Genomic DNA, 20,524 nt, shown 5'->3' with positions numbered 1-20,524 from the left:
GAGAACCGTATCGAAGGTCCCCTACTTCAGGCCCGCCGCGTCCATCCCGCGGAGTTCCTTCTTGAGATCTTGGATTTCGTCCCTCAACCGGCCTGCCAACTCGAACTGCAGCTCACGGGCGGCATTCATCATCTGGTCGGTGAGGTTCTGCACAAGCGCCGCCAACTCTGCGCGTGGCATCGACTTGACGTCCTGCCCCTCGTAGACGCCTGAACTGACGGCCCGTCCCTTTTCGCCCTGCGCGCGACGTCCACGACTGGCGTTGCGACCGGAACCACCGACCTCGACCGACTCGTCGGTATCCTCCGCTTCTTCGTAGACCTGATCGAGGATGTCGGCGATCTTCTTTCGAAGCGGTTGCGGGTCGACGCCCTTCTCTTTGTTGTAGGCGATCTGCTTTTCGCGCCTGCGCTCGGTTTCCTCGATGGCGTACTTCATCGAATCGGTCATCTTGTCGGCATACATATGGACCTCGCCGGAGACGTTTCGGGCGGCGCGGCCGATGGTTTGAATCAAGCTCGTACCGCTGCGCAGGAAGCCCTCCTTGTCCGCGTCGAGGATGGCGACGAGGGACACCTCCGGAAGGTCGAGACCCTCACGAAGCAAGTTGATACCGATGAGCACGTCGTACTCGCCGAGCCTGAGCTGCCGCAACAGCTCCACGCGTCGCAGCGTGTCGATGTCGGAGTGTAGGTATCGGACCCTGATGCCCAGCTCCAACAGGTAGTCCGTGAGGTCCTCGGACATCTTCTTGGTCAACGTGGTGACCAGAATGCGCTCGTTCTTCTCGGCTCGTTCGCGGATCTCGTGAACCAGGTCGTCTATCTGTCCTTTGGTCGGCTTCACGACCACCTTCGGATCGACGAGGCCGGTAGGGCGGATGACCTGCTCGACGAATTCTCCGCCGGTCTGACCGAGTTCGTACTTGCCAGGAGTTGCAGAAAGGTAGACCGTCTGCCCGATACGCTGCGTGAATTCCTCCCACGTCAGCGGACGATTGTCGGTGGCAGACGGGAGCCGGAAACCGAACTCCACCAGGTTGCGCTTTCGCGACATGTCGCCCTCGTACATGGCGCCGATCTGCGGCACTGTCACGTGCGACTCGTCGATGACCAGGAGGAAGTCCTCCGGGAAGTAGTCGATCAATGTCGCGGGCGCCGTACCGGGGCCGCGGCCGTCGATGTGCCGTGAGTAGTTCTCGATGCCGGAACAGAACCCGACCTGCTTGATCATCTCGAGGTCGTACTGGGTGCGCATGCGCAGCCGCTGCGCCTCGAGCAGCTTGCCCTTGTTCTCGAGGTCGGCGAGCCGCTCTTCGAGTTCCAACTCGATGTTCGCGACGGCTTTCTCCATCCGTTCCGGACCCGCGACATAGTGCGTGGCCGGGAAAATGCGGACCGCGTCGACCTTGCGCACAGTGTCGCCCGTCAGCGGATGAAGATAGTACAGCGCCTCGATCTCGTCGCCGAAGAACTCGATACGCACGGCAAGTTCCTCGTAGGACGGAATGATCTCCACGGTATCGCCGCGAACGCGAAACGAGCCACGAGTGAAGGCCATGTCGTTGCGCGTGTACTGGACATCCACCAGCAGGCGCAGCAGCGCATCGCGAGGCACTTCGACGCCGACCTGCAGTTCGATGGACCGATCGACGTACGACTGGGGCGTGCCCAGACCGTAGATGCACGACACCGAGGCGACCACGACGACATCGCGTCGCGAAAGCAGGTTGGCCGTAGCCGAATGGCGAAGCCGTTCGACGTCGTCGTTGATCGACGAGTCCTTCTCGATGTAGGTATCGGTCTGCGCGATGTACGCCTCGGGTTGGTAGTAGTCGTAGTACGACACGAAATACTCGACGGCGTTGTTGGGCAGCATGTCGCGCAGCTCGTTGGCAAGCTGCGCCGCAAGCGTCTTGTTGGGTGCCATGACCAGCGTCGGGCGTTGCAGCTTCTCGATGAGCCATGCCGTCGTCGCCGACTTGCCGGTACCCGTGGCACCGAGTAGCACCACGTCTTTCTCGTCGGCCAGAATTCTGCGCTCGAGTTCGGCGATGGCCGTGGGCTGGTCACCGGCAGGCTTGTGCTCGCTGACTACCTTGAACGCGGGACCGGTCCGCTCGATGTCCCCAACGGGGCGGTGCTCGGAGTGAGCCACCACGGGATGTTCGGATGCAAACGCCATACAAACAGGGTAGACGCGAGCACCGACACGTTCGATTCGTGCATGCACGAGCAGCTGCGGGAACAACCGGTAACTTGATCAACCATGGACGATTCTGCTTCGACGGATTTGCCGGGCACTGCCGTTCACGTGCACGCACCCAAGGTCGAATTCTTCGACATCGTCGGGCTCACCAACACCGACCCGAAGGGGTTCGTACGTTCGGTGGACGAATACCGCGTCGAACCGTGGGGTCTGTACATGGCACGGCCGTCGGACCATCCCCAGTTCGACTATCTGCAGTCGTGGCTCCTGCCGAGCCTTGGCCTCCGCGCATCGATCTTCCATTACCTCCCTGGACACGTTCGCGACCAGAACTACTACGTCGACGTCGGTGAATTCGTTCCAGGAATCGACACCTGGACCTCGGTCGACCACTACCTCGACATCGTGGTCAGGACCGGTCGCGGATTCGACTTCCTGGACGCCGACGAGCTCGTCGAGGCACGGGTGGAGAACCACCTCGACACCGCTACCGCGGAACTGGCGATGAACAGGTCCGTTCGCGCGGTCGCAGGCCTCGCCGCGCACGACTACGACCTCGACGCCTGGCTGGCGTCCCTCGGGATGCCGACGACGTGGCGGCCGAAGGGTGGGCGTTAGGGGTAAGGGCGTCAGGGGGCGGGCGTTGAGGGGCGGGCGTTGAGGGTTGCGGTGTGGCTCCCCGGATCGCTTGAATGGTCCATCCATACGATCTGATCGTACGAATGGGCGCATTCAAGCGGTCGGTCCAGCTATGCGGACCACTCTGTCTTCGCTGCCCAGTCCCACGCACGTTCGTACGCCCGATCGAACCAGGGTGCCTTGACGTCCTGGTAGGCGGTCATCGCCTCGACATAGTCGGTGTGTTCGGCCGCCGCAGTCTCGGCTCGCTGTTTGAGCGCGAGATACTCCGCGACCGAGTCCTGGCTGGCGCTCAACCAGTCTCGAAATACCAGGGCGAACTGCTGACCGGGCCAGCCATCGACTCTGATGTGAATGTTGACGGGACGCCCGGGATCCGCTCCCCCATGAATTCGTTTGCCCCACACAGCGGGATCAGCTTCGCCACCCACTCCGTACGCGGGCTTGGGATCGTCTGTCGTGATGTGCTCGATCCGAGGAAAGCCGATCGCACGCAAGGGTTCCGCCAACGTGTCCGCTGACTCGAGACTCGCGACCGTGACCTGAATGTCGATCACGTCCTTGGCATCGAGGCCGGCGACGGCCGTCGATCCGACGTGATCGATTCGGACAGCGGCAGATCCGCACGCGACGGCGATACGCGCGATCAGACGCTGCGCCTGTGCGGGCCAGGTGGGATCGGCAGCAGCGAGCGTCGGATGAGTCCTGACGACGACCCCATCACGAATATTGCGCTCGAACGGAACGAGCCGATCGTGCCACAGCGCGGTGACTACTTGCTCCAGATCACCCGGCGCACCGCTGTTGTCGATCCAGACGTCGGCCGCCGCGCGCCTCTCCTCGTCGGTTGCTTGAGCCGCAATCCGAGCTCGCGCATCGGTCTCGGGCATCTTCCGCTGGTTCACCAGTCGATCGACACGCTCCTCGGCGTCCGCGTAAACCACTGCAACCAACTGGAAAAAGGCCCCCATCTTCCCTTCCACCAACAACGGGATGTCCTGTACGACTATCGCGTCGGCCGGCGCCAGCTCGATCAGCTCCGCTGTGCGCTTCCCGACCAGTGGATGGACGATGGAGTTCAGCTTCGCCCGCGACTCGTCGTCACCGAATGCTCTGTTCGCCAACGCTTGTCGGTCCAATCCGCCTTCCGAATCCAGAACGTCGCCACCGAACGCCTCGACCAGTTGCGCGAGCCCGGTCGTACCCGGCTCGACGACCTCTCGTGAAATCTTGTCGGCGTCGACGAGTACACCACCCAACGCAGAAAGCGTCCTGGACACGGTCGATTTGCCTGCTCCGATGCCTCCGGTGAGGCCAAGTCTCAACATGTCTCCAGTCTGTCATCGAACACGCCGAAGCACACCAGCCCCAAATACACCAGGTTTGGGGCAACGTCCGTTATCTTCGTGCGAGACAAGTATTTGCCGACCCACTTCTAGCGAAAAGGACTTCCGATGCGAAGCAATCAGATCCAACCGGGTCGGCACCGTCTCGGCATGGAATCGGGCGTTCACGTCATCTTGATACCCGAGGTTGCCCTGGCGTTGGCCGACCATCGGCGCAATTGGTTCACTAACCTCCTCAGCCCGGCACGTCACAGCTTCGCCACAATGCGTAAGCGGACCGGCGCCGTCGCCCAGTGGAGTCCCGCCGTCGCAGGTTGAGCCATCCCGTCGATACGACGATGGACCCGAATCCCCACGGATCGGGTCCATTCTTGTATGGATCCGAATTCTTTTGTGAACCAGCCGGACCGAATGACTCATTCGGTCACTCCGCGGGAACGAATGTCTGTTTGAGTCACTCTGAGTGACTCAATGAGTCGTTCGGTCACCCGGCGGTGACCGAAACAGTCATTCGGTCACTCGAGCCCGTGCAACCGAACCTTCGCACGACCGAATCCCCATGCACGACCGACCGTCGCTGAGTCAGCGCAGAAGAAAGCCCCGGCTCCACAAGGGAACCGGGGCTTTGCGGTCACACCCTTTCGGGTGGACATCTTCTATCAGGCGTTGCCCGACAGCTTCTCACGCAGCGCAGCGAGCTGAGCATCGCTGGCCAGTGATCCGCCGGTCGATGCCGGAGCCGACGCTGCGGGAGCGTCTCCTTCTGCTTCGGCGGGCGCCTGACCCGACTCGGAGGAGTAGTTGGTGTTGGCGGCTTCAGCAGCCTCGTCCTTCGCCGTCTTCTCCATCTGAGCGGTGTGCATCTTGTGGCGACGCTCTGCCTCGGCGTAGCGTCCTTCCCACTCTTCACGCTGCTTCTCGTAACCGTCGAGCCATTCGTTGGTCTCGGAGTCGAAGCCCTCGGGGAAGATGTAGTTGCCACCCTCGTCGTACGAGTCGGCCATGCCGTACTTGGACGGGTCGAACTCTTCTGCGTAGTCCTCGTTGGCCTGCTTGAGGCTCAGCGAGATACGACGACGCTCGAGATCGATGTCGATGACCTTGACGAGTGCGTCGTCGCCGACACCCACGACCTGGTCCGGAACCTCCACGTGGCGCTCGGCCAGCTCGGAGATGTGCACGAGGCCCTCGATGCCCTCTTCGACGCGCACGAACGCACCGAAGGGAACCAACTTGGTGACCTTGCCGGGCACGATTTGGCCGATCGCGTGGGTGCGAGCGAACTGGCGCCACGGATCTTCCTGAGTTGCCTTGAGCGACAGCGAAACACGCTCGCGGTCCAGGTCGACGTCGAGAACCTCGACGGTGACCTCGGTGCCGACCTCGACAACCTCGGACGGGTGATCGATGTGCTTCCAGGAAAGCTCGGAGACGTGCACGAGTCCGTCGACGCCACCCAGGTCCACGAAGGCACCGAAGTTGACGATCGAGGACACGACGCCCTTGCGGACCTGGCCCTTCTGCAGCTGGTGCAGGAATTCGCTGCGGACCTCGGACTGCGTCTGCTCGAGCCATGCACGACGCGACAGGACCACGTTGTTGCGGTTCTTGTCGAGTTCGATGATCTTGGCCTCGATCTCCTTGCCGACGTACGGCTGGAGGTCGCGGACACGACGCATCTCGACGAGCGAAGCGGGAAGGAAGCCACGGAGACCGATGTCGAGGATGAGTCCACCCTTGACGACCTCGATGACGGTGCCCTTGACGGCCTCGTCCTTCTCCTTGAGCTCCTCGATCGTGCCCCAGGCGCGCTCGTACTGAGCTCGCTTCTTGGACAGGATCAGACGGCCTTCTTTGTCCTCTTTGGTGAGAACGAGAGCTTCGACCTCATCGCCCACGGAGACGACCTCATTGGGGTCGACGTCGTGCTTGATGGAGAGCTCGCGAGAAGGAATGACGCCTTCGGTCTTGTAACCGATGTCGAGCAGAACCTCGTCGCGGTCGACCTTGACGATGGTGCCTTCGACGATGTCGCCATCGTTGAAGTACTTGATCGTAGCGTCGATAGCGGCGAGAAAATCCTCTGCGGAGCCGATGTCATTGACGGCTACCTGCGGTGAGGTTGTGGTTGAGGGCATGTGTTGAGTTGCTCCGGACGGGTTGGGTATCGGTTGATGGATGTTCGGTCGGACTGTAGATCTCGGTTCTGAACACCACGCGAACCTTCCGTGTCGAAAGACACCGAGGGCCACGAAGCGAAAGAACACACTCAGAACGAATTTGTTCCCACCGCGATTTCGGACCGGACGGACAAATCCCCCGGGATCGAACGCAGCATGAACACACTCGCGTTCAACAGGGTACGCGACCAGGTCACAGGTGGGCAAACGCGACTTGCCATCCCCGACCAGCACCACCAGGGAAGCCGACTAACGTGTCGTCGGTGACCGACAGCGCGCCCTCGTCCGACTGCTCACCTCCTCCCGTTGTACCAGGGCGCGCCCGGATCGGCTCCCAAGCCAGCGACCGCGCCAGCCGCTCCTGGTGGGACTCCGACGCGGACGAATACCACCGCACACACGGTGAGTTCCTCGGCGTCGGATCCGAGAAGGGCGAGTTCGTATGGTGCCCCGAAGGTCTACACGAGGGCGATGTTCACCTCCTGGGCGATGTTGCGGGCAAGGACGTTCTCGAGGTCGGCTGCGGTTCGGCGCCGTGCGCACGATGGCTCGGCACTCAGGGAGCACGCGCCGTCGGGCTCGATATCTCGGCGGGCATGCTCAGCAAGGGAGTCGACGCGATGGCGGCCGCCGGCGACTCTGTCCCTTTGGTTCAAGCGAGCGCTGAGTTCCTGCCGTTCGCCGATACCAGTTTCGATATCGCGTGCTCGGCGTTCGGCGCGGTACCGTTCGTCGCCGACTCGGCACGCGTCATGCGCGAGGTTGCTCGGGTTCTCCGCCCGGGCGGTGTGTGGGTATTCGCGGTCAATCACCCCATGAGATGGATCTTTCCCGACGATCCGGGACCGATCGGCCTGACGGCGACGATTCCGTACTTCGACCGCACCCCGTATGTCGAATTCGACGCCGATGGAACCCCCACGTACGTCGAACACCACCGCACGATCGGAGACCGAGTCCGCGAGATCGTCGCGGCCGGACTAGAGGTCCGCGACATAGTCGAGCCCGATTGGCCCGAATGGCTCGATCGAGAATGGGGGCAGTGGAGCCCTCTGCGCGGACAATTGTTCCCCGGCACCGCGATATTCAGCGCCCGAAAGCCACTGTTGTAGGCATCGAAGTCGGATCGGTCAGACCCGGAGGGTTCGTGCGAGAACAGTTTCGGCGAACTCGCTCGTCGACGCCCGTCCTCCGAGGTCGGCAGTAGCGACTCTGGATTCGAGGGCTCCGTCGACTGCATGCCTGATGCGGCGCGCCGCGCGCGACAAACGAGTATCTCCGTCGTGGTCGCCGAGCCAGTCGAGCATCATCGCTGCCGACAGGAACAAGGCAGTCGGGTTGGCCCTGTTCTTGCCAGCAATATCAGGCGCCGAACCGTGGGCGGCCTGCGCCATGGCCTTGGTCTCGGAACAATTGAGCGACGGTGCCATTCCGAGCGAACCCGACAGCTCGCCGGCCAGGTCGGAGAGTATGTCTCCGAACATGTTCTCCGCGACGATCACGTCGAAGTCCTCTCCGCGTCGAACGAGAAGTGCGGTCAACGCGTCGATATGTTGTTCGTCCACCGTCACGTCGGGAAACTCCTCGGCCACAGTCCTGCACGCATCGCGAAACAAGCCTGTCGTCATGGACAGCACGTTGGTTTTGTGCACGATCGTCACGTGCTTGCGGCGACTGCGGGCCTGCGTGAACGCTTCCCGGGCGATGCGCTCGCACGCCGCGCGGGTGAAGACTCCGACCGCGAGAGCGACGTCCGGTGTCGGCATGAATTCGCCACTACCGAGGAACATGTTGCGATCGGCGTAGAAACCCTCGGTGTTCTCCCGGACCACGACCAGGTCCATGCTCGGCGAGACCGCTCGAACTCCGGGATGTGTCGCGGCGGGCCGGATATTGGCGAAGAGGCCGAATGTCTTCCGTACCACCCCACCAGGTGTGAGCTGTGACCGAAACGGCTCGGGGTACGACGCGCTGTCGTGCGGGCCGAGTATCCATGTATCCAGCGACTTCAGTTCGGCGATGGTCGAATCCGGCGCGGGACTTCCCTCGGACTCGATCGCGTCGCGCCCCAGCGGCAGCACTACCCAGTCGACCCTCAGGTCTTTCTCTACTTCCATCGCAGCCTCGACGACCCGCATCGTCGCGGGGACTATTTCGTGTCCGATGCCATCGCCCAGCATCGATCCGATGCGTACCGTCTTCACTCCGCCGTGTGCCACATCAGCCATCATGACTCACTATGGTTCAGTCTCTGGAATTACTCCTCGACGATTCGCTCGATGCTGCCGTCCGTCGGGAGTGGCACCTGCTGCTCGACGCCGATCTGCCGTCCCAGGGTCGCCACACCGGTCTGTCGAATCGCCCGCACATCACGCTGTCGGTAGCGGACGAGCTCGATGAGCTCGACTCACGAATCGACGAAGAGTTCTTGAACGTCCGCTTTCCCGTGCGTCTCGGTGCGTTCGTGGTTTTCCGGGGCAAGCAGAGCACGCTTGCGCGTCTCGTCGTCCCATCCAAGGAACTACTTGTCGTACATGGCCGGGTGTCCCAATTGGCCGCGAGCGCCGAGGGCTATCGGTCGCACACTTCGACGGGTAGGTGGACACCACATGTCACGCTTGCGCGCAAACTTACCCGCGCGGAACTTGCGGAAGCATTTCTTCGTCTGCATACTTGCCCGTCCGATCTCGTCGGCAACATCTCGTCGATGCGAAGATGGGATGGCGAAAGCAAGAGCGAGTGGCTCGTTCGATGACGCGGCGTCAGAATCGATAGTCACCGAACTGACTCACTTCAGCGTGAGTGTCGGGCGCAAGTCCGACTGCCAAGGCTAGATACATTACGCCGACGACTGCCAGTACGAGAAGTGTGATTGCCATGCCAGCAAGCCTGCAACCAGCAGCTCCGTACCACCAGTGGCAGATATGACATAGTTAGTCGATTTTCTGCCATACTTGGGCGGTGCTGAACCGTGTAGTAGTGCCACTGCTCCCGCTGACCGAACAGTTCGAGATGGGCGTCGCGTGCGAGGTGTTCGGATTCGACCGATCCGACGAGGGTTTGCCCACCTACGACTTCTCACTCGTTGCCGGCGTTGCAGAACCGATCAGGTCGAGGTTCGGGTTCACGATCGACGTGCCGTACGACCTCGACCAGCTCGACGAAGCCGATCTCATCATCATTCCAGCAGGTGGAACCAAGACTTCCGACGATGGCAGCTACGTGTGCGGTACAGGTTACGACGCCGCCATCGAGCCTCTGTTGGTCAAATTGCGCGCTGCCGTGAATCGTGGCGCAAAGGTGGCGAGTCTGTGCAACGGCGCTTTTCTGCTCGGCAAGGCAGGTCTTCTCGACGGCCGTCGCTGCACTACCCACTGGCGGCATTCGGATCGACTGGCCGCTGAGTATCCGCTGGCCGACGTCGATCGCAACGTGCTCTACATCGATGACGGAAACGTGTTCACCAGCGCCGGGACGGCGGCGGGAATCGACCTCTGCCTGCACATCGTCCGCAAGGAGCAGGGCAGTACCGTCGCGAACGGCATCGCACGACGGATGGTCGTGCCGCCGCACCGCGATGGTGGTCAGGCGCAATTCGTCACTACTCCCCTTCCGACCACCGAGGTCGACACGCTCGCCCCGTTGCTCGACTGGATGACCGAGCATCTCGATTCGGACCTGAACGTGCAGGCTCTCTCTGCCCGGGTCAACATGTCCGCACGGACTTTCGCACGTAGATTTCAGGCTGAAACCGGAACTACACCGGCACGTTGGCTCAACGACCAGCGCGTACTAGCTGCCCAGCAGTTGCTCGAAAATTCGGACCTGTCGATGGACGTCATCGCCGAGAGTGTCGGCTTCGGCAATGCGGCCGTCATGCGCCAACATTTCGTTCGAGTGCGCTGCACGACGCCCAATTCCTACCGAAGGACATTCCGCGCTTCACCGCAGCCTGTATGAGCCGGGAAGAATCCAGCTCGGTCGTGCGTTGTGACGGACAGAAGAACACATCGACGAAAGGGCAGGCGTGGCAACACAGACTTTGACTCAGCAGAACTTCGACGAGATCGTCGGCGGCAACGACGTGGTACTGGTCGACTTCTGGGCGTCGTGGTGTGGGCCGTGCCGCCAGTTCGCGCCCACCTTCGAGAAGTCGTCGGAGTCGCACCCGGACGTAGTCCACGCCAAGGTCGACACCGAGGCGGAACAGGGGTTGGCGGCGGCAGCGAACATCCAGTCGATTCCGACGATCATGGCTTTCCGCGAAGGCGTTCTCGTATTCGCCCAGCCGGGTGCGTTGCCTGCAGCGGCGTTGGAGGACCTCGTCGGCCAGATCAAGGCGCTTGACATGGATGAGGTACGCAAGCAACTCGAAGAGCAGAAAGCCAGTGTGGACGCCGAGTAGTTCGGCGCAGCAACCGAATTCGATGGACCGATCGCACAGCGATCGGTCCATCCTTCGTGTCGGATGCTAATGCGCCGCCTTGTCCCAACTACGGCCTGTTCCAACCGAGACTTCGAGCGGAACCGACAGCTCGATCGCAGAGGACATCTTCTCGCGAACCAGCGCTTCTACCTGCTCCCGCTCGGAGTCGACGACTTCGAGCACCAATTCGTCGTGCACCTGCAGAAGCATGCGCGACTTCAGTTTCGAAGCCGATAGCGAGCGGTGCACATCGATCATCGCCACCTTGATGATGTCGGCGGCGGTGCCCTGAATCGGTGCGTTCAAGGCTGCACGCTCGGCTACTTCGCGGCGCTGGCGGTTGTCGCTGTTGAGATCGGGTAGGTACCGACGCCGACCGTACAAGGTGGACGTGTAGCCGACCTTCCGTGATTCCTCGACGGCGTTCCGCAGGTAGTCGCGAACTCCACCGAACCTCGAGAAATACGCCTCCATTTGCTGCTTGGCTTCCTCGGTCGAGATCTTCAGCTGCGCAGCGAGACCGAAGGCGCTCAGCCCGTATGCCAGACCGTACGACATCGCCTTGACTCGTCGGCGCAGTTCAGGAGTGACTTCTTCGATGGGAACACCGAACGCGCGAGCACCGACGAAGCTGTGCAGGTCTTCGCCCGTATTGAACGCCTCGATCAGACCCTCGTCACCGGACAGGTGCGCCATGATGCGCATTTCGATCTGGCTGTAGTCAGCGGTGAGCAGCGTGTCGTATCCCTCGCCGACGACGAACCCGTCCCGGATGTGACGACCTGCCTCGTTGCGGACCGGAATGTTCTGCAAGTTCGGTTCGGTGGACGACAGCCGACCAGTAGCAGCGACCGTCTGGTTGAACGTCGTGTGGATGCGAGCATCGTCAGCGACGGACTTGAGCAGCCCGTCGACCGTGACCTTCATGCGCGTCGCATCTCGGTGGTCGAGGAGGAATCTCAGGAACGGGTGCTCGGTCTTCTCGAACAACCCCTGCAGCGCGTCGGCGTCGGTGGTGTACCCAGTCTTGGTCTTCTTCGTCTTCGGCATGTCGAGCTCGTCGAAGAGTACGACCTGAAGCTGCTTGGGCGAGCCGAGGTTGATCTGCTTGCCGATGACCTCGTACGCGGCGTTCGCGGCCTCGCTGACCTGATCGGCGAATCCGCTCTGCAGTTCCTCGAGATGGGCGCGGTCGACGGCAATTCCGGTCGCCTCCAGGTCGGCGAGCACCGAGAGCAGCGGCAGCTCCATGTCCGACAACAACGACGTGGATTCGATGTTCTCCAGCTCGGTGTCGAGCGCCGCGGCGAGATCCAGAATGGCCTGTGCACGGAGGATTTCGCCCTCGGCGACGGCGGCCTCGGCGACATCTTCGGTGTCGAGGAGCGACATCTGCCCCTCGACCGAATCCTCGGCTCGTAGCTCACGCTTGAGGTACCGAAGTGACAGATCGTCGAGGTTGAAGCTGCGCTGGCCCGGTCGGACCAGATAGGCGGCGAGTGCGGTATCACTCGTCAAGCCGCCCAATGTCCAGCCGCGTCCTCGCAGCGCGTGGATGGCCCACTTCGCTTCGTGCAAGGCCTTGGGCTGCGCGGGGTCCGCCAGCCAGGCAGCTAACGCCTTCTCGTCGGATTCGTCGAGGGCAGTGGTGGTGACGAATCCGCCCTCTCCATCGGAAGCGGCGATCGCAATGGACACGGCGTCGCTGTCGAACGGTCGCCGCGGACCTACCACGGACAGTCCGTGTCGCTCGCCTGTCGACGCGTGAGCGCTGAGCCACGCTGCCAACTCGCCGACGGGCACGGTGCCGCCCTTGACGTCGAAACCCTCTTCGGCCTCCGGTTCCGCGGACGACAGCGTCTCGAAGAGACGGTCACGCAACACGCGGAACTCGAGGTCGTCGAACAGGGCGTGAATCTTCTCCCGGTCCCACGGCGCGAGCTCGAGCTGGTCCGGCGTGTAGGGCAACGGAACGTCGCGCACCATCTCGGTGAGTTCACGATTGAGAACGACCGAGGACAAGTTGGCGCGCAACGCGTCACCGACCTTGCCTTTCACCTTGTCGACGTTGTTGACCAGTTCCTCGAGCGAGCCGTACTCGATGATCCACTTGGTCGCGGTCTTCTCACCGACGCCAGGGATGCCCGGAAGATTGTCGCTCGGGTCACCGCGGAGCGCGGCGAAGTCCGGGTACTGCGCCGGCGAGAGGCCGTACTTGGTCGTGACCTCTTCGGGCGTGAACCTGGTGAGTTCCGAAACGCCCTTCTTGGGGTAGAGAACCGTGACGTTCTCGGTGACCAACTGCAACGAATCTCGGTCACCCGTCACGACGAGCACTCGATAACCGAGCGTCTCCGCCTGCGTCACCAACGTCGCGATGATGTCATCCGCCTCGAACCCGGCCTCGGCCATGACGGGGATACCCATCGCTCCGAGGACGTCCTTCGTGATGTCGACCTGGCCTGCGAACTCGTCGGGAGTCTTGCTGCGGTTGGCCTTGTAGTCCGGGAATCGCTCGGCACGGAACGTTTGGCGCGAGACGTCGAACGCTGCAGCGATGTGCGTCGGTTTCTCGTCGCGCAGCAAGTTGATCAGCATCGATGTGAACCCGTAGACGGCGTTGGTCGACTGACCGCTCGTCGTCTTGAAGTTGTCCACCGGCAGCGCGAAGAAGGCGCGAAACGCGATGGAGTGTCCGTCTATCAGCAGCAGCGTCGGCTGCCGGCCATCGGTGGATGAACCGGACGAGGATGCGGGTAGGGAACTAACTTCAGTTGCGGGGCTCACGGTTGCCCAGTCTATGTAGAGGGTCCGACACCGGCGAAGCGGATGCAGATCTTCCACTGCGCGCCTGCTCGCGAAGTTCGAAACACAAATGATACTTCCCGGAAATTCGAGTCGCCGATTTCGTGCGCTTCCAACGGTTAGAGTCCGACAATTGCAAGCAGCCGAGCCCACTCATGGGCTCACCCCGACAACCGTCCGGAGGACGTGCGTGGCTCCAAATGTTCGATGGACCCGAAGAAAGATCCGAGTTCGGTCCACCAACCGAATCTCGCTACGCTTACTGAGACAGACCCTCATGTTGGCGCTACTTGGATCCATAGCAGCGGTGGCGTTCGGCGGGACTGCCCTGGCGCAGGAACCGACCCCGACTCCCCCGCCCGCAGCATCCACTACAGAATCACCTGCTACCCCTCCCGCCGACGCGGTGTCGGTGAGTGGGAGCCTCAACAACAGCGGTGACCGCCTCGCCGATGTAGACGTGGTCGCGGTCGACGCGGCGGGCGAAGAGGTCGCCAGAACCACATCCGCCGAAGGCGGCCGGTGGACACTCGAAATATCACCCGGCTCATACACATTCGAGGTCGATGCGGAGACACTTCCGGACGGCGTCAGTGTCCAGGGCGAAGTACAACGCGACGTCGAAGCCGGACGGGCCAATACCATCATCTTCTCGTTCGGTGAAGCTCGAACGGCCACCGAGGTGCCCTTCTACGAGAAGTTCATCCGAACCACCGTCGACGGTCTGCGCTTCGGACTCGTCATCGCACTCGCTGCCGTCGGCCTCAGCCTGATCTTCGGCACGACCGGCCTGACGAACTTCGCACACGGCGAGCTCGTCACACTCGGTGCCGTCGCGGCGTGGGTGTTCAACGTCAGTCTCGGCATTCAGCTGATCCCGGCCACGATCCTCGCGATCATCGTCGGAGTCGCGATCGGATGGTTGAACAACGCCGCCATCTGGCGGCCCCTGCGAAAACGCAAGACCGGCTTGATCGCTCAGCTCGTCGTCTCGATCGGTCTGGCAATCGCATTACGATACCTGATCCTGATCTTCTTCTCGGATCGCGCCGAACCGTTCGACGATTATCAGGCGCAGACCCAGAACGAGTGGGGCCCTCTTGCCATCACCAACGTCAACCTCGCCTGCATCATCATCAGCATCGTCGTTCTCGTCGCCGTCGCACTGATGTTGCAACGCACGCGAATCGGCAAGGCGATGCGCGCAGTCGCAGACAACCGCGACCTCGCAGCTTCGTCCGGAATCAACGTCGAACGAGTCGTGACCTTCGTATGGTGCATGGGTGGCGGTCTCGCTGCACTCGGCGGTGTCCTGTTCGGACTCTCCGAGCTCGGTGGGCGCGTCCAGTGGGAGATGGGTTTCAAACTCCTCCTGCTCATGTTCGCCGGAATCACACTGGGCGGGCTAGGCACCGCATACGGAGCACTCCTCGGCTGCGTCATCGTCGGACTCCTCGTTCAGTGGTCCACGATGATCATCAATCCCGATCTCAAATACATCGGAGGACTGCTCGTCTTGATTCTCATCCTCGTCGTCAGGCCTCAGGGCATCCTCGGCTCGCGGCAAAGGATCGGGTGACCTGATGGATATCCTCGGAGCTCTTCAAGTTTCACTGGCCCAGCTGATCGGCCCGTCGGCAATCTTCTACGCATTGCTCGCCATCGGGCTGAATCTGCACTTCGGCTACGCCGGTCTGCTCAACTTCGGCCAGATCGGATTCGCACTGCTCGGCGGCTACGGCGTCGGCATCATGACCATCACCTACCAACAACCCCTATGGCTCGGCATTCTCGTCGGCCTCGGCGCAGCCGGTCTGCTCGCACTCGTACTCGGCATCCCGACCCTGCGTCTACGCGCCGATTATCTTGCGATCGTCACCATCGCGGCCTCGGAGATACTCAGACTGGTCTTCAGGTCGACCGCAACGGATCCGGTGACCAAGTCCACGAACGGAATCTTCGGTTTCGCAGATCCGTTCACCTCGCTCAGTCCGTTCGACTCCGGTAAGCAGTACGCCTTCATCGGCGTCAAGTTCTACGGTGACGATCTGTGGGCGATGGTCGTGGGGTGGACACTCGTCCTACTGCTCTGCGGATTGATCTACCTACTCACACACAGTCCGTGGGGCCGCGTTCTGAAAGCGGTTCGAGAAGACGAGGACGCTGCCCGCTCGCTGGGAAAGAACGTCTTCGTCTACAAGATGCAGGCACTCGTCCTCGGCGGCGTCATCGGCGGCATGGGCGGTGTGTTCAACGCCCTGCAGACCAAGTCCATCAACCCCGATTTCTATTCGACGGCCCAGACGTTCTTCGCGTTCGGTGCCCTCATCCTCGGTGGTGCGGCGACGGTGTTCGGACCTGTGCTCGGTGCGATGCTGTTCTGGTTCCTGCTGTCTATCCCCGACGCCCTCCTCCGGCAGGCGATCTCCGGTCCCGACCCTCTGTTGAATCTCAGTGAACAGCAGGTCGGAGCAACACGATTCGTACTACTGGGCATCCTCATCGCCGTCCTGATGGTCTTCAGACCACAAGGAATCCTCGGCAACAAGCGAGAGGTCCAACTCAATGCCTAGTTCGTCAACAGCAGGGCCCAGTTCCAAGACCGGGCACGGCATCAAGCGAGTACTCAGCGCCGAGGAGCGGTCAACGCTTTTCGCCGCCGTCCCACAGACACCGGGCGCGCCCAAACCGGACGCGACTCTCGTCGTCGACGGGGTGTCCCGTACGTTCGGCGGCCTCAAGGCGGTCGATGTCGCCCACCTCGAAATCCAACGTGGCTGCATCACTGGCCTTATCGGCCCCAACGGTGCAGGCAAGACGACGTTGTTCAATCTGCTCACCGGCTTCGACCGACCCGACACCGGGACATGGTCGATGGACGGTCAGTCGCTCGGCAAGATGCATCCCCACCAGGTCGCACGCAAAGGCGTCGTCCGGACGTTTCAGCTCACCAAGGCGCTGTCGAAGTTGACGGTGCTCGACAACGTCCGGCTCGGAGCTACCGGCCAACGCGGCGAGCGGATCTTCAACACGCTGATGCCGTGGACGTGGAAGAAGCAGGAGAAGGAGATCACCGAACGCGCATACCAACTTCTCGAGAGGTTCAAGCTCGACACCAAAGCCGACGATCTCGCGGGATCGATGTCGGGTGGTCAGCGTAAGTTGCTGGAGATGGCGCGTGCATTGATGACAGATCCTGCGGTCGTCATGCTCGACGAGCCGATGGCAGGCGTCAATCCCGCTCTGACTCAAAGCCTTCTGGGCCACATCAAGTCACTGCGCGACGACGGTATGACCGTGGTGTTCGTCGAACATGACATGGACGTCATCCGTGACATCAGCGACTGGGTCGTGGTCATGGCCCAGGGAAGTGTCATCGCCGAGTCCACCCCCGAAGACCTGTCGAACAACGGCGCCGTCGTCGACGCCTACCTCGGCAGCCACCACGACCAGGCGCTCGAATTCGACGAAAACGGCAATCCAGTCGGCGCGACAGCCGAATTGGCCGAAGCACTGGAGCAGGCCGAAGCCGAGGAACTCGAAGCAGGCGGAGACTTGTCCGGGCCGGAATTCGTGGCTCCGGCCGACATCACGCCGGCGCCGGCCAAGCACGCCAAGGAAGAAGACGGCTCATGAGCGAACCGAGCACAACGAAACTGACCCCGGCGGAATTCGCCGCTACAGCAGGCGAACACGCGCGTCTCGCCGAAGGCGCACTCGTCCGCGCGGACAACTTGGTGGCGGGGTACATTCCCGGCGTCAACATCCTGAACGAGTGCAACTTCTTTCTGAAGGACGGCGAAATCGTCGGCATCATCGGACCCAACGGTGCCGGAAAGTCGACGTTGCTCAAGACCCTGTTCGGACTGATTCCGGTCCGCGAGGGATCGGTGAAGCTGCGTGGGGACAACATCACGTCCGCCGAGGCACACGTGCTCGTCACCAAAGGCGTCGGATACGTCCCGCAGACGCAGAACGTCTTCCCGTCGCTCACCATCGAAGAGAACCTCGAGATGGGTATCTATCTGCGGCCGAAGAAGTTCACGGAACGATTCGAGTTCGTCAGCGAGCTGTTTCCACTGCTCGGCGAACGCAAGAAGGTCAAAGCGGGTGCACTCTCCGGCGGTGAACGCCAGATGGTCGCCATGGGGCGCGCACTGATGATGGAGCCGTCTGTGCTGCTACTCGACGAGCCGTCAGCAGGTCTGTCGCCGATGTTCCAGGACGAAGTGTTCATCCGCTGCAAGAAAATCAACGCGACCGGTGTCTCCATCATCATGGTCGAGCAGAACGCGCGTCGCTGCCTGCAGATCTGCGACCGCGGATACGTGCTCGACCAAGGCCGGAACGCGTACACCGATACCGGAACCAATCTGATGAACGACCCCAAGGTCATCGAGCTGTACCTCGGCACCCTAGCCGGAAGCAAGGAGAAGAAGTAGCTTTCCGTTCGCTCACGAACCCGGGTCTTAGCTCCACAGGCCCGGGTTCTGCGCTGTCCGGGGGTGACCGAATGCCTGATTCGGTCCCAGCGGGTGAGCGAATGTCTGTCTCGGTCACTCTGAGTGAGCGAACGACTCATTCGGTCACCTGAAACCGCCCTGTAAGCGAACGACTCATTCGGTCACCGGCCGGGCACAGAAAACGAAGAACCCCGGGCCGACGGATCGGACCGGGGTTCTTCGTCAATTCAGTACTGCGGATCGATCACTCTCCAACGACGATGTATCCGTCTGTGGTGAGGGTGTTGTCAGGTCCGAAGACCAGGTTGCCGTACGAACCGGTTGCGGGCTCACCTGCGTCGCTGAAGTTCAGCTGACCGGTGACACCGTCGTAGTCGATGTCCGTTCCGGCCTGGACGAGTGGAAGGCACTGTGCGTACGTGGTGCACTTCTCGCCGTCCTTGGTGACGCTGTTGATGCTGGCAGCGATGTCCGTGCCTGCAGTCGACTTGGCCTGCTCCGCGGCGAGAGCAGCGATGATGACTGCGTCGTAGGACTCACCGGCGTAGTTGAAGTCGACCAGAGCGGGATCGACGGTCTTGAGCCGGTCCTGGAAGGCGGTGCCGACGTCGGTGAGCGGAGTGGTTCCGCGCATCGTATCGAGCAGACCTGCAGCAACGGACTCACCGAGCGCGTTACCCATGTTGCCGTCGACGCCGTAGACGAGGGTGCCGTCGGACGGGCCGATGCCGACCTCGTGCATACGGGTGATGATCTTCGCCGACTCCTCGAAGCCGATGATCGCCACAGCGTCGGGAGCGAAGTTCTTCACGTCGTCGACCTCGGCGTTGAACGATTGCGCGTTGGGGTCGTAGATGATCTTCTGGATCTGGTCTGACGGGATACCAGCAGCTTCGAGGTTCTCGACGGTGTTGGTGGCCAGACCGGTTCCGTACGGATCGTTCAGGGCGAGGATGGAGACTCGCTGAGCGCCGTCCTCCGCGATGAGCTGCGACAGAGCCTGCGCCTGCAGGACGTCCGTCGGCGCCGTACGGAAGTACTGGCCCTTGTCCGGGTAGCAGACGAACTGATCCGAGGTGTTGGCGGGCGAAATCTGAACGACGCCTGCGCTGGCGATTTTGTCGATCACCTTGAGCGACACCGAGGACGACGCCGCACCGACGATGACGTCGGCGCCACCGGCGAGCAGTCGGTCGACGGTGGTGTTGGCGGTATCCGTCGTGGTGTCTCCCGAGTCACCCTGGATCAACTGGACGGGCTGACCGAGAACTCCGCCCGATCCGTTGACTTCGTCGACTGCGAGCTGAACACCGGCGACCTCGGGAGGTCCGAGGAATGCAAGGCTGCCGGTTGCCGGCAGAAGTGTTCCGACGACCAATGGCGTCGTGACCGGGGTTGCTCCTGCGGTCGCCTGGTCTGGCGTGCAGTCGGTGCTGACGGTCGTTTCTTCTGCTGCCGAACTTCCACCGCTGGCAGTGCTGGAACTGTCACCCGAGCCGGAATCATCACTCGATGAACAGCCGAACAGTGCCAATGACGCAGCACCCAGCACCGCAGCCGTGCGGACATAGGTCCGTTTTGCCATCTAGGGTCTCCTTGATCGATCTAAATATGGAGCACAGTGATGCGCCCCATGTGTGGATCAGACGCTAGCTGTCCCAATCGATCTGCGATGGACGAGAAGACGGCTCGTGACCTGACTGTGACCTGTGAGCCCAAAGTTTTACATCGCCGTAGCGTTCGAGCGGTCTGCTCACACGTCCGCGGGCTTGTCGAGGGTCTCGATGATGACCTCCGCCACCGCCTTCATCGTTGTACGGCGATCCATCGCGGCACGCTGAATCCACTTGAACGCCTGCGGCTCTGTGAGTGCCTGCGACTCCATCAGCTTGCCCTTGGCTCGCTCGATGAGCTTGCGGGTTTCCAAGCGTTCCTGGAGATCCGCGATCTCGTTCTCCAGCGACGAGATCTCGGTGTATCGACTCGCGGCGAGCTCGACCGCCGGCATCAGATCCGCTTTCGAGAACGGCTTCACCAAGTACGCCATGGCGCCCGCGTCGCGGGCTTTCTCGACGAGCTCGCGCTGGCTGAACGCCGTCAGGATGACTACTGGCGCGATGCGCCTCTCGGCAATTTCGGACGCCGCATCGATGCCATCGCGTCGCGGCATCTTGACGTCCATGATCACCAGATCCGGACGCAGCTCCACCGCGAGATCCACGGCTTGCTGACCGTCAGCGGCCTCACCGACCACCTCGTAGCCCTCTTCGCGCAGCATCTCGACCAAATCCAGCCGGATCAGCGATTCGTCCTCGGCCACCACGACACGCAGAGCGGGCTTGCCACTCTCCTGCGCAACAGGAGCATTCATAGGTACCAGTCTCCTTCGACAGTCATCGACCAGCAGAAATCCTCGCATGCCCATCGAACTCATGCAGACTCCACTGGGCCGTCGAA

General features: G+C 61.9%; 17 protein-coding genes. 10 read left to right on the top strand and 7 right to left on the bottom strand.

What is annotated here, in order from left to right; genetic code table 11:
- Nucleotides 1-21: 21 nt before the first annotated feature.
- Nucleotides 22-2,184 (bottom strand): excinuclease ABC subunit UvrB, encoded by a 2,163-nt coding sequence (uvrB, locus tag WDS16_RS07940; RefSeq protein WP_338891814.1) that lies wholly within the window; start codon nt 2,182-2,184, stop codon nt 22-24.
- Nucleotides 2,185-2,313: 129 nt separating this feature from the next.
- Between uvrB and WDS16_RS07935 the strand changes: the two genes are divergently transcribed.
- Nucleotides 2,314-2,826 (top strand): DUF402 domain-containing protein, encoded by a 513-nt coding sequence (locus WDS16_RS07935; protein ID WP_338893293.1) that lies wholly within the window; start codon nt 2,314-2,316, stop codon nt 2,824-2,826.
- Between the two features lie 131 nt (nt 2,827-2,957).
- Here WDS16_RS07935 and coaE read toward each other — a convergent pair whose 3' ends face one another.
- Entirely contained in the window at nt 2,958-4,175 is a 1,218-nt protein-coding gene (gene coaE, locus WDS16_RS07930) for a dephospho-CoA kinase (protein WP_338891812.1), read from the bottom strand.
- A gap of 126 nt (nt 4,176-4,301) precedes the next feature.
- On the opposite strand from coaE, the gene WDS16_RS07925 reads away from it, so the two are divergent.
- Nucleotides 4,302-4,511 (top strand): hypothetical protein, encoded by a 210-nt coding sequence (locus WDS16_RS07925; protein WP_068376234.1) that lies wholly within the window; start codon nt 4,302-4,304, stop codon nt 4,509-4,511.
- 341 nt (nt 4,512-4,852) lie between these two features.
- Here WDS16_RS07925 and rpsA read toward each other — a convergent pair whose 3' ends face one another.
- Nucleotides 4,853-6,331 carry a 30S ribosomal protein S1 gene (rpsA, locus tag WDS16_RS07920; protein WP_338891809.1) on the bottom strand — a complete coding sequence of 493 codons (1,479 nt, stop codon included), beginning with the start codon at nt 6,329-6,331 and terminating at the stop codon, nt 4,853-4,855.
- Between the two features lie 368 nt (nt 6,332-6,699).
- On the opposite strand from rpsA, the gene WDS16_RS07915 reads away from it, so the two are divergent.
- A complete protein-coding gene (locus WDS16_RS07915) occupies nt 6,700-7,485 on the top strand; it encodes a class I SAM-dependent methyltransferase (protein WP_422395819.1) in 786 nt (261 codons plus the stop codon).
- An 18-nt stretch (nt 7,486-7,503) separates the two neighbouring features.
- On the opposite strand, the gene WDS16_RS07910 is transcribed toward WDS16_RS07915, so the two are convergent.
- Nucleotides 7,504-8,601 carry an isocitrate/isopropylmalate dehydrogenase family protein gene (locus WDS16_RS07910; RefSeq protein ID WP_338893292.1) on the bottom strand — a complete coding sequence of 366 codons (1,098 nt, stop codon included), beginning with the start codon at nt 8,599-8,601 and terminating at the stop codon, nt 7,504-7,506.
- Between the two features lie 11 nt (nt 8,602-8,612).
- Between WDS16_RS07910 and WDS16_RS07905 the strand changes: the two genes are divergently transcribed.
- The 3 genes from WDS16_RS07905 (at nt 8,613) to trxA (ending at nt 10,778) form a co-directional block, all read left to right on the top strand.
- Nucleotides 8,613-9,128 (top strand): 2'-5' RNA ligase family protein, encoded by a 516-nt coding sequence (locus WDS16_RS07905; protein ID WP_338891806.1) that lies wholly within the window; start codon nt 8,613-8,615, stop codon nt 9,126-9,128.
- 206 nt (nt 9,129-9,334) lie between these two features.
- Nucleotides 9,335-10,333 carry a helix-turn-helix domain-containing protein gene (locus WDS16_RS07900; RefSeq protein ID WP_338891804.1) on the top strand — a complete coding sequence of 333 codons (999 nt, stop codon included), beginning with the start codon at nt 9,335-9,337 and terminating at the stop codon, nt 10,331-10,333.
- 67 nt (nt 10,334-10,400) lie between these two features.
- Complete coding sequence (gene trxA / locus WDS16_RS07895; RefSeq protein WP_338891802.1) at nt 10,401-10,778, top strand: thioredoxin; 378 nt, start codon at nt 10,401-10,403, stop codon at nt 10,776-10,778.
- 66 nt (nt 10,779-10,844) lie between these two features.
- Here trxA and polA read toward each other — a convergent pair whose 3' ends face one another.
- Complete coding sequence (polA, locus tag WDS16_RS07890) at nt 10,845-13,586, bottom strand: DNA polymerase I (RefSeq protein WP_338891801.1); 2,742 nt, start codon at nt 13,584-13,586, stop codon at nt 10,845-10,847.
- Between the two features lie 295 nt (nt 13,587-13,881).
- Here polA and WDS16_RS07885 point away from each other — a divergent pair, with 295 nt between their 5' ends.
- Genes WDS16_RS07885 through WDS16_RS07870 form a run of 4 tightly spaced genes read left to right on the top strand, consistent with a single transcriptional unit; the run spans nt 13,882 to nt 18,046 of the window.
- Nucleotides 13,882-15,183 carry a branched-chain amino acid ABC transporter permease gene (locus WDS16_RS07885; protein ID WP_338891799.1) on the top strand — a complete coding sequence of 434 codons (1,302 nt, stop codon included), beginning with the start codon at nt 13,882-13,884 and terminating at the stop codon, nt 15,181-15,183.
- Between the two features lie 4 nt (nt 15,184-15,187).
- Nucleotides 15,188-16,177, top strand: a complete 990-nt coding sequence (locus WDS16_RS07880) for a branched-chain amino acid ABC transporter permease (RefSeq protein ID WP_338891797.1) — start codon at nt 15,188-15,190, stop codon at nt 16,175-16,177.
- Nucleotides 16,170-17,240, top strand: a complete 1,071-nt coding sequence (locus tag WDS16_RS07875; protein WP_338891795.1) for an ABC transporter ATP-binding protein — start codon at nt 16,170-16,172, stop codon at nt 17,238-17,240. Before WDS16_RS07880 ends, WDS16_RS07875 begins: the two co-directional genes overlap by 8 nt.
- Nucleotides 17,237-18,046, top strand: coding sequence for an ABC transporter ATP-binding protein (locus WDS16_RS07870; RefSeq protein ID WP_338891794.1), 810 nt, complete (start codon nt 17,237-17,239; stop codon nt 18,044-18,046). Before WDS16_RS07875 ends, WDS16_RS07870 begins: the two co-directional genes overlap by 4 nt.
- A gap of 265 nt (nt 18,047-18,311) precedes the next feature.
- Here the strand turns inward: WDS16_RS07870 and WDS16_RS07865 are convergent, their stop codons facing one another.
- On the bottom strand, nt 18,312-19,652 hold the full coding sequence (locus tag WDS16_RS07865; protein WP_338891793.1) for an ABC transporter substrate-binding protein: 1,341 nt from the start codon (nt 19,650-19,652) through the stop codon (nt 18,312-18,314).
- Between the two features lie 168 nt (nt 19,653-19,820).
- Nucleotides 19,821-20,438 carry an ANTAR domain-containing response regulator gene (locus WDS16_RS07860; RefSeq protein WP_338891792.1) on the bottom strand — a complete coding sequence of 206 codons (618 nt, stop codon included), beginning with the start codon at nt 20,436-20,438 and terminating at the stop codon, nt 19,821-19,823.
- Between the last annotated feature and the right edge of the window lie 86 nt (nt 20,439-20,524).

The organism is Rhodococcus sovatensis (assembly GCF_037327425.1).
Taxonomy (GTDB): Bacteria; Actinomycetota; Actinomycetes; order Mycobacteriales; family Mycobacteriaceae; genus Rhodococcoides; species Rhodococcoides sovatense.
This window is presented reverse-complemented; position numbering and strand designations above follow the sequence as displayed.

Bases quoted from the DNA above. Each gene is read 5' to 3' on its own strand.
- WDS16_RS07925 (WP_068376234.1), top strand. From the start codon at position 4,302: ATGCGAAGCAATCAGATCCAACCGGGTCGGCACCGTCTCGGCATGGAA.
- WDS16_RS07880 (WP_338891797.1), top strand. From the start codon at position 15,188: ATGGATATCCTCGGAGCTCTTCAAGTTTCACTGGCCCAGCTGATCGGC.
- WDS16_RS07865 (WP_338891793.1), bottom strand. From the start codon at position 19,652: ATGGCAAAACGGACCTATGTCCGCACGGCTGCGGTGCTGGGTGCTGCG.
- uvrB (WP_338891814.1), bottom strand. From the start codon at position 2,184: ATGGCGTTTGCATCCGAACATCCCGTGGTGGCTCACTCCGAGCACCGC.
- WDS16_RS07875 (WP_338891795.1), top strand. From the start codon at position 16,170: ATGCCTAGTTCGTCAACAGCAGGGCCCAGTTCCAAGACCGGGCACGGC.
- WDS16_RS07905 (WP_338891806.1), top strand. From the start codon at position 8,613: ATGGTTCAGTCTCTGGAATTACTCCTCGACGATTCGCTCGATGCTGCC.
- WDS16_RS07870 (WP_338891794.1), top strand. From the start codon at position 17,237: ATGAGCGAACCGAGCACAACGAAACTGACCCCGGCGGAATTCGCCGCT.
- WDS16_RS07860 (WP_338891792.1), bottom strand. From the start codon at position 20,438: ATGAATGCTCCTGTTGCGCAGGAGAGTGGCAAGCCCGCTCTGCGTGTC.
- WDS16_RS07885 (WP_338891799.1), top strand. From the start codon at position 13,882: ATGTTGGCGCTACTTGGATCCATAGCAGCGGTGGCGTTCGGCGGGACT.
- WDS16_RS07910 (WP_338893292.1), bottom strand. From the start codon at position 8,601: ATGGCTGATGTGGCACACGGCGGAGTGAAGACGGTACGCATCGGATCG.
- rpsA (WP_338891809.1), bottom strand. From the start codon at position 6,331: ATGCCCTCAACCACAACCTCACCGCAGGTAGCCGTCAATGACATCGGC.
- coaE (WP_338891812.1), bottom strand. From the start codon at position 4,175: ATGTTGAGACTTGGCCTCACCGGAGGCATCGGAGCAGGCAAATCGACC.